Below are 13151 nucleotides of genomic sequence, written 5' to 3'. Positions count from 1 at the left end.
CCTCCGCACCTTATAGCATTTGAGATTTGAGATTAATAATTGAAGAATTGGAAATAACTTATGGCTATAATGGTTTGCAGCTTGCATAAAGCTGCATTCTTTTTTGGCACTGATATAACTCTTTATCATTGCTGTATCGGCTATTGCTGGAATCCGCACCGGGCGGGGAGAGAAATCCCCGCCAGCAATTCTATCTACTCGCCCTCCGTCAAAGCTGAATCTTGCTGTTGGTGCGAGTTGCTGTAAAAACTAGCAATAATCGCTACCATCAACCACCAAAGCATATTAACTTCCGGCCGGTACCAAACTGTATCGACAAAACCGTGGGCCATCATGCCGGCTAAAGTTGCGATCGCCCCTATCAACCAAAACCCCTGATTCGATTTGAGATTTTGGATTTGAGATTCTTTCTCTAAAGTAGAGATTTTAAATTGTGAATCCCGCAAATGTTTGATCTGCAACAAACCTTGATTGACGGTGACAGTCATCAGCCAAAGGAAACACATTAAACCGATAAAACCGGTTTCCACCGCAATTTCCAGCAGCACGGAATAAGCGCTCAAAGCAGTGAATTTCGGCCTCATATAAAGCGGATAAACTTTATTAAAAGCAGTGTTTCCCGGCCCAATTCCGAGAATTGGTCGATCGCGAATCATGTCAATCACCGCCGTCCAAACATTAATCCGAAAATTGTTGCTGCTGTCACCTCTGCCGATAAACATACTCAAAACTCGATCGCGCAGAGGCTCCACTAAAGCCACTCCCAAAATTAAGGCTCCCGCCAAACCTCCTAACCCTAACGGCAGCGCCCAATTTCGCCAGAACCGAGGCATCAAAGGGCTGTACCAGTACCACAGCAGCACTAAAAATACCACCAGTAGAGCCACAAAACCGATCCAAGCACCCCGGCTGTCCGTGTAGCGCAAACACGCGCAATTCACCACCAGCATCGTCAGCGCTAAAACTTTTGTTCCCCATCCTTTCCACACAAAAAGTGCGGCGGCGCTCAATGCAATAGCCGGCAGTAAATAGGAACCAAGCAAGTTAGGATTTCCCAGAAAGCTGTAAACTCGCGTGACATTGGCTTGAGTAGAAGTCGGATCGTTCCAAGTAGCTAATGGTGGCACTTTATCAATCCACTGCCGCACGCCGTAGAAACTGACAATTAAAGAGACGTTCAAAAATACGGCAATTAACCACGATCGCCAACGGGGCGATCGCAATATCCGAGCCATCAGCGCAAAAAACAGCAAATACAGCGTTAGCTTGCTCCAACCAGTAGCAGCGGCGACTTTCACCGGCGACATCGCCGTTGCGACAGTGGCTATGCCCCAGTACAGCAGAACCAGCAAATGAATCGGCGTGAAGGGGATCTCGCGATCGTCCGAAACAGTCAGCAGCACCCAAAATGCAGCGCTAGCCGCCATCAACACCCCCACCAAGGCATTGTTTACAAACGGCGCCAAACCGAAAGTCAAGCCCAGCAAAACAAAACCCAAGGGTTCAGCCCACTGCATCAGCCAGCTACTCTGCCGCCAACTGCGTAAAGAGCCGATCGCCAAATTGAATAAATAACTTCTACTTTGCCACTGAGAGAGCGGCAAATTTGCCAGAGTTAACTGTTGCCAAACTGAATTCATTTTTAGATTGATTATTGGTAATTGGGAATTGGGAATTGGGAATTGGGAATTGAGTCTAAAAGCATGGACAATTGGTAGTAACTCTTATCTTGCGCCATTCTTCCTTAAGGCTTTTCTGGTCGGCTCCACAAAGAATAAATTTCTTGTGGCGGGAACGCGAGGCCGCGCATAAAAGCCTTATTGAGAATGGTGCAACATCTCAGTATTAATTAACAAATGACTTGTTTCTTCTTCCTTCTTCTTTCCATCCGTTACATCCGTTAGAAAATCCGTTGCCGAACTTCCTTCTTCCTTCTTTAGCCTTCCAACAATTCCGTAGCATTGGTGCAGGGAAGCCAGAGCACGTAGCGATATCCAGATTCCGGAGATCCTTGAATTGAGAGTTGACCGCCTTGAAGTTCCACCAATTGACAGCAAAGCAGCAGCCCCAAGCGTTCCCGCGCCCCGTAACCAGCTAACACCGGTGCGGTATCCTCGGCATTCTGGGCCACCAAAGCAGCCAACTCAGAAAACGCCAACGTTAATCGCTGCGAACCCTGTGTCGGGAGTTGCGCTTCGAGTCCGAGGGAGTCGGTTTCGGAGTGCGATGGCGAACCGCTACCAGATCCGGCCTTCAACAAGTAGTCGGTGTAGAGTTTAGCATGGGGCAAACTTTCCCCTAACCAAGGATGAAAAACCCAAACTCCGAAGTTGATACCCTCTTCTTTCCGAGAAACGTGGACTCGAATCACGCTGCCTGCCCCAGCAGATTGAATAATGCTAAAAATTAAGTGGTGCAGCATTTGCTGAACCTTATCTTTATCTACCAGCCAGATGCGCGACCCGGGCCCCATCGACAAATTAATTTCTTGCTCTCGTCTACTTGCCACCGACGACAGAATTGTCACAACCTGCTGGCACAAAGTTTCTATATCGACTGCGGTTCGCTTCAAGGTGAAAGCGGAATCATCTAGTTCTGACAGTTCCAAAATTTCTTCAACTAGCGATCGCAAAGAGCGGCTGCTGTCTTGGATCACGTCAATATATTCTTTTTGCTTGCTCGTTAAGGGGCCATAAATTTCTTGTTTCAACACGCTTGCCATGCCGAGGACAGAAGTGAGCGGTGTGAGCAATTCCTGCGCTAAATTATTCAGCAGTTTTACTTTAATTGAGTTAGTAGACAAATCGATAGGTTTGTTAGTCATCGCTAATTTTTATTGGTTCATTGTCGAGCGAGCGTTTGCGGTTCATTAGACCTATTCCAAAAGTTTATAACAATCTGTTTATAATTCACCACAAAAAAACGTAGTGAATAAAAATATATATTCCTTCTTCCCTAGAAGCTCTTCCTTCTCTGACTAATTAAGATTTAATCATTGCTTCTAAAGCTGATTGCAAGTCTTGAGTGAGTTCGGCAACTGCTAACCTGCGGCTGGTTTGATATCGATCCCAACGATCGCTCACTGATATGGGTTCGCCCACGGTCATTTGTACCTGCTGTTTGCCCAACTTCGGTCTGCCGAAAGGATTTCCCCCTTTGATGCGAGCCAGTACGTCCCACAGCAGTAAAGTTGTTTCTGCCAAACGTTCTGCTGTCAGTTGTTCTGCGACGTACCTGCCCGTGACGGACACGAAACTTTCTACAAGTCTCATGTGCCACATCCGAAGACTTGCTTCTTCAGCGAGGCGATCGGCTAATCCTCTTTCTAAGGGAGAAAGTGCTGCAATATCTTTAATATCTTCTCGATAAATATAATCCCATCCTGCTTGTTCCACACGGCGGCAGCGGTCTATTAAACTGCCTTTGGGCTTTAAGTTAAAATATTCTTCTGCTACTTGCAAACCCACGTCTAACAGGGCTTTCAGTCGAGCCATCATTACTTCATTTCCTGAATCATTTCCCGTTTTTTCTGGTAGCGATAATGATGTTAAAATAGATGTTTCAGGCTGTAAGTTTTTATGATAAAAACGGCTGTAAAACTCTTCCATTACTGCTAATAAATGGCTGCCCAGTCGAATCAGACGCAGATATTGGAATTTGTGATTGTGGTTTTCGGAATCGGGATTTGCGGTCTCTAAATTAGCGAGATCGGTGCGTTCTAAGGGTGGCAGTCGGCAATCGATTTCTAATTGAGTTAAAAGTTTTTCTAGGGGTTGCCAAGGTGGGTTGACATAGCGGTATTGAATGCCGATCGGCACAATTAAAACTTTTTCAGTGCGTCCGGCTTTGAGCAAATCTTCAACGCACCAGAAACCCATTTGAGCAATTCCCGGTTCGAGGGGACTGACTATTTCATTGTGACCGTTGGTGGCGCCTTCTGGGGCGGCGGCGATCGGGAATTGGCTGTTGGCAAATAAATTGCGGGCAGATCGCAATCCGACGCGATCGATCTTCCCGCGAACAATCGGAGTGCCACCGAGTTGGGAATACAACCAGCCGACGCCCGCACCGGCCCAGAGGGGAATGCCGCGATCGTAGATAAAGTGGGAATGTACCGGGAATTGCAGGGGAATGCCTTTGGCGCGCGCTGCCTGGGGAACGAGTTTCCAAATTAGTTGTCCCAAACAGTAGGGATCGTCTGAGTTGGGGTGGCGGAAGGCTAGCAAGAAGCGAACTTTCTGATTTTGAAATTGGTGGAATAGTTCGGCGAGGGTTTCGACGTTTTCGGCTTGAACCTGGCTGATACTCGTCCGAAATCGCAGCCACCAGGGGAATATTTGCTTACAACCTTGCATCACTAGAGGGTTGTAGGCTGGGGGTATGAATTCCAGCGGCGGCTGAACTTGGCTAATTGAATTGGGCATTTGGGGATTTTAAATTTTAAATTTTAGATTACTAGGTGGGGGTAAAAACTTCCAATTTTTACAATGCTGAAGTTTTTTTATTAACCGCAGAGGACACAGAGGACACGGAGGAAGAGAGGAGATAGCAAAGCGTGTCAATTTAACGTCAAAAGTATTACCCGTCTTGGATCGGATATGATGTCGAGTCGATCGACCCCAATATTTTGGTCGGGGCGGGTTTACGGGATGCCTGGCTTATATTACAGATCGTGGGTGAACTAGCCCTGACAAGAATTACGATTATTTTACAGGACTAGATATGAAACCATCATATTTTTTACCCCCCTGTCCTTGACAAGGGGGATGCGAGGGGGTCACAAACTCGATTAAAAACGAGATTTATCCTCAGTTTCCGCCTTCAACACAAATTTTTGCCATCCAAAATCTAAAATCTAAAATCCTATTGTGCGGCTTCAAATATCATTTCTTGGAAGTTAATGACATCCGATCGCGGATCGCAGTGGGTGACTTTGACTTCTAGCCGATCGCCTATTTCGACCGATCGACCAAATCGCATTGCCAATTCTAAACCCAACTCTTCCAATAAAATCAATCCCAGATTGCTGTCTTCCCTCAACCAGCGCAGCATTAAAGCTTCCCACACTTCGTCTGGGTTGCGCCGCAAATATTCCAATCCCCAATAGCGGTTAGTTTGGCGTTCGACGGTAGAGGCTTCTTTAACTGCGGTGCCGAGACACATCACAATGTCCTGTATTTCTTCAGCGGAAAAAGGCAGGGGTTCGCCCCGCAGGTGGGCTTTGATTTGGAAGTGAGTCAGCAAGTCGGTATAGCGACGGATCGGGGAAGTAACTTGAGTGTATAATTCCAAACCCAAGCCGGCGTGGCGTCCGGGGGTAAGGCCCATTTCGCTGCGGGGCATACACCGACGCACGGCGCAAGCGCGGGCGGGGCCTGCAGGTACAGCTAGCAGTTCTTCATCGGGAGGGAGTTCGGGCTGTGGCTGATAACGGTAGGGTATTGGTAGGCTGTGAGCTTGACCGTAGCGGGCGGCTAGTTCGCCTGCTAAAATCATCATTTCGGCTACTAGCATCCGGGCTGTGGAGTCGTCGATGACGTGGATTTTGATATCGTCGCCGTTGACTTTGATGACGGATTCGGGCATGAAAATGCTGATTGCGCCTTGGGCTTCCCGCCATTTTTGGCGCAGTTTTGCTGCTGAGGCGATCGCTGCTATTTCGGGTTCTGCTTCGATTCCCAACTCCAGCATTTCGTCTACGTCATCGTAGGTCAAGCGGTAGGTGGGTTTGATGGTGCTGATGTGGATGCTGTAATCTTGAGCCGCGCCGATTTCGTCTAAGGTGACACTGAAGCTGAGGGCGCTGCACTCTTTGCCTTGAATTAAACTCATCGGCCCGGTTGCCAAAGCTGGGGGAAACATGGGGATCATTCCCGTGGGCAGGTAAACCGTAGTGGTGCGCTTTCTGGCTTCGAGGTCGAGTTCGTCTCCGGGGGAAAGCAGGCGGGTGGGATCGGCGATGTGTATCCACAGGCGCTGCTGGCCGTTTTCGAGGAATTCTAAGCTGAGGCCGTCGTCGATTTCCGTGGTGCTTTCGTCGTCGATCGTGTAAACCTTGAGGTGAGTTAAATCGAGACGATTTGTGTCGGAGTCGGTTGGGGGATTTTCTAGGCAGCGTTGGGCCACTTCTAATACCTTTGCGGAGAATTGTAGGGGAATTTGGCTGCGCCGCAAAAACAGGTTTTCGTGGGTACTCCACAGGCCGAGATCGACTAGGAGGCCAAATGCTGCTTCGGGGTTTTCGGATCGTTGCAAGCTGGCTAAAGTTTCTAAGGCTGGGGTGCGGTGCGTTGCTTCTTCTCCGAGGAGGGCAAAGCGTTCTAGGGCATCGAGGCGAGTTCGATCGCTGTGTTCCCAATCTACATTTTCCCCTGCCAGCCGCTGTTTGACTCGATCCCAAAATCCTTGGGATTCTTGGTGTCGCTGCTGTTCTACTTCTTGCTGGTGTTTGATTTCGGCTACTTGGGCTGCCGGTCGCGGTTCGTAGCGATCGCCCTTTTGTTTGAAATACAGTTTGTCTGTTGATAGCAAACAGTAAGCCGCGTAACACTGGGCCGGACTGCGTTCCGAAAATAGCAGCATTGCCAGGGCTTCGGGATCTGTCGTTTCTCCGTCGCCGACTAAAAGTTCCCAAGCTACTTCCAAACTCGACGGATCTGAGTAGGCTTCTACTTCTTTGAGAAATTTGGGAATATCGGAGGGTTTGTAAGTTTCTCCGACTACTTCGTAGGTGATTTGTTTGGGCGGTATGCTGTGCGGTTGACCGTTTTCGTCTACCACGACCCAGTTTTTCTTGCCGTCGGGGCGATCGGCAACTGCCAGACGGCGGTCGCCGTGCACTCTAAATTCTACTAACGTTCCCTTCTCCACTTGCCAGCTTTATATTTGAGATTTTGGATTTTTACAGTAGCCACTTATCGAGTTTCGAGCTTGCGATTTTAGATTTTGGATATTGGCAATTTTTCTGGTCAATTGTGAAAGTTAAAATCTAAAAAGTTGTTTTTTCTTCTTGCTTTTTTTTAACTTCTGACTTGTGATTAAGACTTGCGCTGCGGCTACTCTTAACCCTTTTTCGCGATTATTTCGCTGCATTCTTGCTGCACTATTAATGACAGAAAGACGTTTTTTTCGCGCAAGTCTTATTCCCAGTCCAAAATCTAAAACCCAAAATCCCAAATCCTGTTAACCTTCTTGGTTTACGAAGGGCATCAAAGCTACAATTCTTGCTCTTTTGATGCTTCTGGTCAGGTCTCGCTGCTGTTTAGCCGTCAAACCGGTAATCCGGCGGGGCAAAATTTTACCGCGTTCTGTGACGTATTTTTTGAGCAAATCGACATCTTTGTAGTCGATCGGGTCTCCTGGTTTGATGGGCGAAACGCGCCGGCGAAAGTAAGTCATGGTTTGTTGTTTGTTGACTGTTGTTTGTTGACTGTTGATTGTGAGTTTTTAGTTATTAGCCGTTAGTTGCTAGCCGTCAGGAAAGCATTGGTTAGTTATTTGCTTTTCACGGATCAATATCAATTGCCAACAACTGATTACTGATGACTAAGGACTAATGACTAATCACTAATCACTACTTGATCTCTTTGTGGGCCGTGTGCTGGTTGCAGTGGGGGCAGAACTTTTTGAGTTCCAGCCGCGCCGTCGTGTTGCGACGGTTCTTGGTGGTGGTGTACCGAGACACGCCTTTGGAGCGTTTGCTTACGTTTGTACGGCACTCAGTACACTCTAGAGTAATTATGATGCGGACGCCTTTAGCCATAATTCTAAATAAATTTCGACTAATTTAAACACAATTTATTATCTTCTCACATTGCTCTGCACTTGGTCAAGCAATCTTCTAACTTTGATGTCGAGGGAGTAGCCACGGCGGGCTCCGACGACGATCGTCCCGCCGATGCGATCGTGGAAAGCTTGGGGAAACCTTTCGGCGGAGGTGAGGGCAACGCTACAGTCGATCGCCAGGGGCAGGATCAGCAGCAAGACGGCAGCGTTGGTAGATGTGATCCCAGCTATACCTGCGAAGGCTAAGGCGGCGCAAAAGCCCAGTAAGGCCTCGCGCTTGCAGAGTTCTTGCACTCCCGGAGTCCGGTGGAATCTGGTATCGGCAATTTTCATGTCCAAGGCCCAGCGCCCCAGACTTTGACCTTGGTTTTTCCTGACGATGGCTACGCGCAGGATCAGCCACAGCAGGACAAAAAATATGGTTTGGACGATCGCATTATTGCCCAGAAGCAAACTGGGCAGCCAAACTGCGATTCCGTCGATGCAGAGGGCCGCAGCGCGGCGGCCGACGGATACTTTGGGAAGGAGGGGTACTAAATCGGAACTCATAGGCAAAAAGCTCGATCGCCACTAGCTACTTTTCCATCTTAAGCTGTGGATTAATCGATCGGCATCAATGGCGCGTAACTCAACTTCCAAGCCAACCGCTAATTATTCAAGCTGAAAAGGGATTTTCGCCAATTCCCAACTGCTTTTTCGAGTTTTCCACCTCTTCCCAAAGTTGTTGTATTTGAGTAAATGCCTGTTCCACAGAGATTTTACCGTTAGATGTCAAGGAACTGATGTAACCCACTCGCTGAGAAAACTCTTGTAAATTCGCATTAAATACCAAATTCTCTGGCTTTACTTCACCGTAATAGCGATTTTGAGGATATAAAAAGTTTGAATTTGCTACCATTGCTTTAACCTCGCATGAAAACTTGTTTCCTGAACTAATAAATATTATAAACCGCGATGACCTTCTAAAGTTGTGTTGTAAGTAGCAGAAGTCATGTGACATTTGGCGAACTTTTTTGTGATGGCTATTACACCGACAGATCGGGGGAACAAAAACCTCAGTAATTTCACTTGTACAATTTACGCAGGCGGGGTCAACAACTAAGTTTCTGCCTTAAGGCTTATAACTTGGGATTTGCCGTCCCAACCAGGTTTTTGTTAGTGCAGGACTGAGTTATTGAAATAAGTGACAAAAAAACCAAAAATGGATAATATTATTGCAGACATCAATAGTTAGATTTTTAGTAAAAAACTGCATAATGTCTGCAAATGCGCGTCATAAGAGCATGGTAGTGGTTGAAAACTTAACTTTTATTTGCGGTCTGCTTTCCACCCTGTCCACTTTACGTCAAGTTGCTCGGCTCAATATCAAGGTTGAAAATGCAATGACACAATGCACTAACAAGGCATTAGACAGTAATTCGCAGGAGGTTTTATGGCAATGGTTGACTACTCGCTTTTCACATTGAAGCTTTTCTCGGCACTAGGCTGCGGGCTGATGGCTGGAGTCTTCTTCGCCTTCTCGACGTTTGTGATGAAAGCCCTTGCCCGACTCCAACCAGCACAGGGTATTGCCGCTATGCAAGCCATCAATATAACGGCGATCGCTCCGTTATTTATGACGGCGCTATTCGGAACGGCTGCAGCTTGCATCTTTCTGGCTATCTCCTCGCTGTTAAAGTGGCATCAACCCGGTGCCTCTTACTTACTCCTTGGCAGCCTGCTCTATCTTGTCGGTACTGTAGGAGTGACGATCGCGTTCAATGTGCCGCTAAATGATGCGCTGGCGACTGTCGATCCAAGCAGCACTGAGGGTGCGAGCCTATGGGCTAGATACTTGAGCGACTGGACGTTCTGGAATCATGTTCGGACGGCTGCGGCGCTTGCGGCATCGGCTTCGCTTACCATTGCGCTCTGTTATCGAGCGGTACAATTTTAATTTTACATTTTTAATTTTGATCGATCGCGCGATAGATGCGATCGCAAAAACGCAATTTATTGAGGAGGGTAATTATATGGTTGTGCTGATGGGCGGTCATATTGATGCCTATCGTAGCGGTCTTTATTTGAATTAAAAGAAGTAAACCAAAAAAACATTATTATCAGTGCTATGATACATCCACACCCAGACGAAGTATTGTCTTGAGAAGGATCATCCTGTAATTGATTTGGGTTTTCGGTATTATATTCAATGTTTTGAGTAATATTTTGGGTATTATATTCAATATTATCTAGGAGTAAATAGGCACATAGGATGCAGCGATCGCACATTGTCATAACTTTAATTTCATTTTTTTTGCAAATTTGGATCTTCGCGACAAGTGGAGAGGGGTAATGCTTCACCGCCTTGAATCGTGATAATCCTCATCCGATTGGTATCTGTTGCTACATCTAAACAAGCACAACCATATCCATAATAACCATTGGTTCTGACATATTCCTTTTCATCACTGGGAATATTATCCATTCCTTCGGCTTAATATCCCCCTTGCCTGGAAATAACCCAAGTGCCATTTGTGTCTCTTAAATACCAATTTCCAGGTGTGGCATTTTGCAACCATCCACACCTAGTTTCTGTAGCCTTAACAGGCCAAGCTATGACAGAAATAAAGGAGATGATACCCAGCATAAGCAAGCTTCTTTTCATAACTCTAATCATTTCATCACCTCTTTGGTAAAGTATCACTACAACCAGCTTTTTTAAATTGTTGAAGCAACCGATTTCTATCCGCTGGGGGAAGGGAACTCATTAATTTAGCTGGAGCGACTAGCGGTTTAGGCCAAGCGTATTCGAGCATACCAGGTTCATTATTTTTAATCTGAATAAAAACGACTCCTAAATAGTTGCCTTGTTGAATGAGACTCGCAAAATTAGTGGTTTTGATGGATTTTCCAGAGATAGTTCCTTGAGCAAAACTTATCCCCATGTCATTTCCTCTGGGAATAAAAGTTTCTATAATACAAACTTTACCTTTAAGAGTTGAAGGGTAAATATTTTGAGTTTCTTTTTTTAGTGCCGTCCATTGACCGAGAAAAGGTGCTACATCAGGATTAACTGGCAACCAAGATCTAACAAACGCTTTCAATTTCTGATTCTCAGTTTCATTACGACGATCTCGAATATAAAAATCATGATTTCTCGGCGGCGGCGAAGCCACAAAATTGCGAAACAGATTCATTAATGGCTGCAATTCATTCTCAGTTGGGTATCGTTTAGATTGTTGTGCAATAATGGGTAAACACGAACCCAAAATTATTAAATTGACCATCAAGGCTACTACCCGGCATTTTCTCATAAGTAATACTCTCAAATTCTGTTAACCCTTAATTTACCAGCAAATCAGCACATCTCCTCCTTGCTCATAAAACCTATGTATAAACCACCACTCCCACAACCCCAACTCGATCGCGCACCAATCACCTGCGATCGCACTGTGCTAAGTAAAACATACGCGATCGCCAAAAAAGCAGAGCGTCACAATTTGGCAAAACTAATGACCTGTGCGATTATATTACTGCCTGCAAACCTAGCTTTTTCTGCTTCTACTTACTTAGGTAGCGAACCTAATGCTGAGGCTGACAGCGCTAAATTTACTCAAAAGGTTAACATCATCCTGGCTCAAAATAGCACCCAGGTTCCGCTGAGCATTCGGTATGGTGGGACAGAAGCTAAGGGAGGCTTTGTCCTCATGCAGCTTACTGCACCCAATCGAGATACAACTCAACCGGCTTACGGTGGCAAGCTTCGTCTCTACGATGTTCATCTTGCCAAAATATTTGAAACTTCCCATTTTTTGTGCTAGCAATTTAGAGGCGTTTCCGGTTATGAATGGGTTTATTCAGCAGGTAATGGAAGTATTCGCATGGGAAACTTTAGAATTCCCTGTAGTTTAGCTAGCGAAATGGCTTCAACCTACGGCTTAGGTAAGCCAGAACGCACAAGCATTGCCAAAGATACCGAGGGCGGCCCTCCTGAATCAGATGTCTATTCTATTCCGATTTTAGACATCACCGGTTCTAAGGTTCAGCGGTGGATGAATTTTGTGCAAAATTTTAAACCAACTAGCAGGGATATGTAGCCACCTGCGAGACTAAACGCTCAAACCTGCAATAAGCGTCATTTCTCAGCGTTCGACTGAGCACAACTCGACTGATATCGCCTAACGTCTCACGCTGAAGTCCAGGATTGTTTGCAACTATAGCGAAATTGATGGCTCCCTCTCAGCAGACTCAGGCTACAATATACGATTAAGGTAAAGACACGCATCAAATAGGCTCTTTTTCATTCTTCCTTCTTTTTTATGTCTCCCAATGCGCGTCAAGCGAAGCTATCCCGAAGGGAATCGCCCCGTCCCAAACCCCGGCTGAAGAAAGTTTTAATTAGAGTTGCCATCGCCGTAATTGCTGCTATTATCGCCTTCAACATTCCTCACTCCTTAATTCCCGTGTTTAGAGAATCCCTATCCGAAGCAACGCCGCCACCAGAAATCCAGAACGTGCTCGCCGGCAAGCGCAAAATTGTGACAGTGGGCGACAGCATCACCGAGGCTGGGAAATACCCCGGAGGTTACGTTTGGCTGCTGCAACGCTATCTGAATGCCCTTTATCCCGATCGCAAAATCGAAATCGTCAACGCCGGAATCTCCGGTAACAGGGCGACGGATATGCAAGCCCGCTTCCAGAAAGATGCGATTGACCAAAAGCCAGATTTAGTGATGATTAATGTCGGAGTCAACGACGTTTGGCACGCTTTCTTCGACTTCCAAAACCGTCAGTTTTATCCCCAAGGCAAATTGCCCAAGGGAGTGCCACTGGCAGAATATCGGGAGAAAATAACTCAAATGGTGTTGGCGGCGAAAGCCGCAGGAATTCGAGTTGTACTGCTTTCTCCTACTCCTATCGGCGAAATTCTCGACGGCCCAGAAAATCGCAGGTTGCAAGAGTATATTGCCGCGATGCGAGAAATTGCGTTGCAGAATCAGTGCTTGTTTATCGATTTGAATGGGCCTTGTCGGGAAGTTATCGGCACGTATCAAAAACACGCGGGCAAGACTCTGAATTTGTTAGCCGCAGATGGAGTTCATCCCAATCCGTCGGGATATCGAATTATTGCTTTTACTATCTTGCGCGGTTTGGGCGTACCTGCAAAGGATATTGAGAATTTAGAAGTCAAAAATTGAATCTTGGAATTTAGTTAGCTGTTGACTGTTGACTGTTAATTTAAAGTATGCAGGCTACAAGCCCCTTGATTTATCTCTGGGGTGAATTTTTCGGCGTTGCTGAATACAGATACTGGGGGGGTGACAAGGCGGTCAGGAGCTAGATAGAATCTGGGCGAGAGCCTTCATCCCCCGTTGATAAAAATGGCG

The 13151-nt window shown here is 46.5% G+C and carries 13 protein-coding genes and 1 pseudogene; 4 read left to right on the top strand and 10 right to left on the bottom strand.

Features of this window, described 5'->3' with window-relative positions; translation table 11 throughout:
* Positions 1-194: 194 nt before the first annotated feature.
* The 8 genes from QUA23_RS05670 to QUA23_RS05635 all read right to left on the bottom strand — a co-directional run bounded on the left by QUA23_RS05670 (position 195) and on the right by QUA23_RS05635 (position 8683).
* Complete coding sequence (locus tag QUA23_RS05670; RefSeq protein ID WP_333074249.1) at positions 195-1640, bottom strand: IctB family putative bicarbonate transporter; 1446 nt, start codon at positions 1638-1640, stop codon at positions 195-197.
* A gap of 296 nt (positions 1641-1936) precedes the next feature.
* A complete protein-coding gene (locus tag QUA23_RS05665; RefSeq protein ID WP_333074248.1) occupies positions 1937-2824 on the bottom strand; it encodes a HAMP domain-containing sensor histidine kinase in 888 nt (295 codons plus the stop codon).
* Positions 2825-2981: 157 nt separating this feature from the next.
* Entirely contained in the window at positions 2982-4424 is a 1443-nt protein-coding gene (locus QUA23_RS05660) for a 1-acyl-sn-glycerol-3-phosphate acyltransferase (RefSeq protein ID WP_333074246.1), read from the bottom strand.
* Positions 4425-4863: 439 nt separating this feature from the next.
* Positions 4864-6870 (bottom strand): ribonuclease R family protein, encoded by a 2007-nt coding sequence (locus tag QUA23_RS05655; RefSeq protein ID WP_333074245.1) that lies wholly within the window; start codon positions 6868-6870, stop codon positions 4864-4866.
* A gap of 312 nt (positions 6871-7182) precedes the next feature.
* Positions 7183-7398 (bottom strand): 30S ribosomal protein S18, encoded by a 216-nt coding sequence (gene rpsR / locus QUA23_RS05650; protein WP_006631377.1) that lies wholly within the window; start codon positions 7396-7398, stop codon positions 7183-7185.
* 175 nt (positions 7399-7573) lie between these two features.
* Positions 7574-7762 carry a 50S ribosomal protein L33 gene (gene rpmG, locus QUA23_RS05645; RefSeq protein ID WP_190658616.1) on the bottom strand — a complete coding sequence of 63 codons (189 nt, stop codon included), beginning with the start codon at positions 7760-7762 and terminating at the stop codon, positions 7574-7576.
* A gap of 38 nt (positions 7763-7800) precedes the next feature.
* Positions 7801-8334, bottom strand: a complete 534-nt coding sequence (locus QUA23_RS05640) for an RDD family protein (RefSeq protein WP_333074244.1) — start codon at positions 8332-8334, stop codon at positions 7801-7803.
* Positions 8335-8440: 106 nt separating this feature from the next.
* A complete protein-coding gene (locus tag QUA23_RS05635; protein ID WP_333074242.1) occupies positions 8441-8683 on the bottom strand; it encodes a DUF7219 family protein in 243 nt (80 codons plus the stop codon).
* 534 nt (positions 8684-9217) lie between these two features.
* On the opposite strand from QUA23_RS05635, the gene QUA23_RS05630 reads away from it, so the two are divergent.
* Positions 9218-9721: an anthrone oxygenase family protein gene (locus QUA23_RS05630; protein WP_333074239.1), complete on the top strand. Its 504-nt coding sequence runs from the start codon at positions 9218-9220 to the stop codon at positions 9719-9721.
* Between the two features lie 348 nt (positions 9722-10069).
* On the opposite strand, the pseudogene QUA23_RS05625 reads toward QUA23_RS05630, so the two are convergent.
* A pseudogene (locus QUA23_RS05625) lies at positions 10070-10411 on the bottom strand (DUF4087 domain-containing protein).
* Between the two features lie 34 nt (positions 10412-10445).
* Entirely contained in the window at positions 10446-11054 is a 609-nt protein-coding gene (locus QUA23_RS05620) for a hypothetical protein (RefSeq protein WP_333110319.1), read from the bottom strand.
* A 99-nt stretch (positions 11055-11153) separates the two neighbouring features.
* Here QUA23_RS05620 and QUA23_RS05615 point away from each other — a divergent pair, with 99 nt between their 5' ends.
* The 3 genes from QUA23_RS05615 (at position 11154) to QUA23_RS05605 (ending at position 12962) form a co-directional block, all read left to right on the top strand.
* Positions 11154-11585, top strand: a complete 432-nt coding sequence (locus QUA23_RS05615) for a hypothetical protein (RefSeq protein ID WP_333074236.1) — start codon at positions 11154-11156, stop codon at positions 11583-11585.
* A gap of 60 nt (positions 11586-11645) precedes the next feature.
* On the top strand, positions 11646-11861 hold the full coding sequence (locus QUA23_RS05610) for a hypothetical protein (protein WP_333074235.1): 216 nt from the start codon (positions 11646-11648) through the stop codon (positions 11859-11861).
* A gap of 222 nt (positions 11862-12083) precedes the next feature.
* Positions 12084-12962, top strand: a complete 879-nt coding sequence (locus QUA23_RS05605; protein WP_333074233.1) for an SGNH/GDSL hydrolase family protein — start codon at positions 12084-12086, stop codon at positions 12960-12962.
* Positions 12963-13151: the final 189 nt, after the last annotated feature.

This window comes from Microcoleus sp. Pol1C5 (genome assembly GCF_036701115.1).
Classification (GTDB): Bacteria; Cyanobacteriota; Cyanobacteriia; order Cyanobacteriales; family Microcoleaceae; genus Microcoleus.
Note: the sequence above shows the minus strand (reverse complement) of the source record. Positions and strands in the feature narration are given on the sequence as shown.

Bases quoted from the DNA above. Each gene is read 5' to 3' on its own strand.
- QUA23_RS05670 (WP_333074249.1), bottom strand. From the start codon at position 1,640: ATGAATTCAGTTTGGCAACAGTTAACTCTGGCAAATTTGCCGCTCTCT.
- QUA23_RS05665 (WP_333074248.1), bottom strand. From the start codon at position 2,824: ATGACTAACAAACCTATCGATTTGTCTACTAACTCAATTAAAGTAAAA.
- QUA23_RS05660 (WP_333074246.1), bottom strand. From the start codon at position 4,424: ATGCCCAATTCAATTAGCCAAGTTCAGCCGCCGCTGGAATTCATACCC.
- rpsR (WP_006631377.1), bottom strand. From the start codon at position 7,398: ATGACTTACTTTCGCCGGCGCGTTTCGCCCATCAAACCAGGAGACCCG.
- rpmG (WP_190658616.1), bottom strand. From the start codon at position 7,762: ATGGCTAAAGGCGTCCGCATCATAATTACTCTAGAGTGTACTGAGTGC.
- QUA23_RS05640 (WP_333074244.1), bottom strand. From the start codon at position 8,334: ATGAGTTCCGATTTAGTACCCCTCCTTCCCAAAGTATCCGTCGGCCGC.
- QUA23_RS05635 (WP_333074242.1), bottom strand. From the start codon at position 8,683: ATGGTAGCAAATTCAAACTTTTTATATCCTCAAAATCGCTATTACGGT.
- QUA23_RS05630 (WP_333074239.1), top strand. From the start codon at position 9,218: ATGGCAATGGTTGACTACTCGCTTTTCACATTGAAGCTTTTCTCGGCA.
- QUA23_RS05615 (WP_333074236.1), top strand. From the start codon at position 11,154: ATGTATAAACCACCACTCCCACAACCCCAACTCGATCGCGCACCAATC.
- QUA23_RS05610 (WP_333074235.1), top strand. From the start codon at position 11,646: ATGGGAAACTTTAGAATTCCCTGTAGTTTAGCTAGCGAAATGGCTTCA.
- QUA23_RS05605 (WP_333074233.1), top strand. From the start codon at position 12,084: ATGTCTCCCAATGCGCGTCAAGCGAAGCTATCCCGAAGGGAATCGCCC.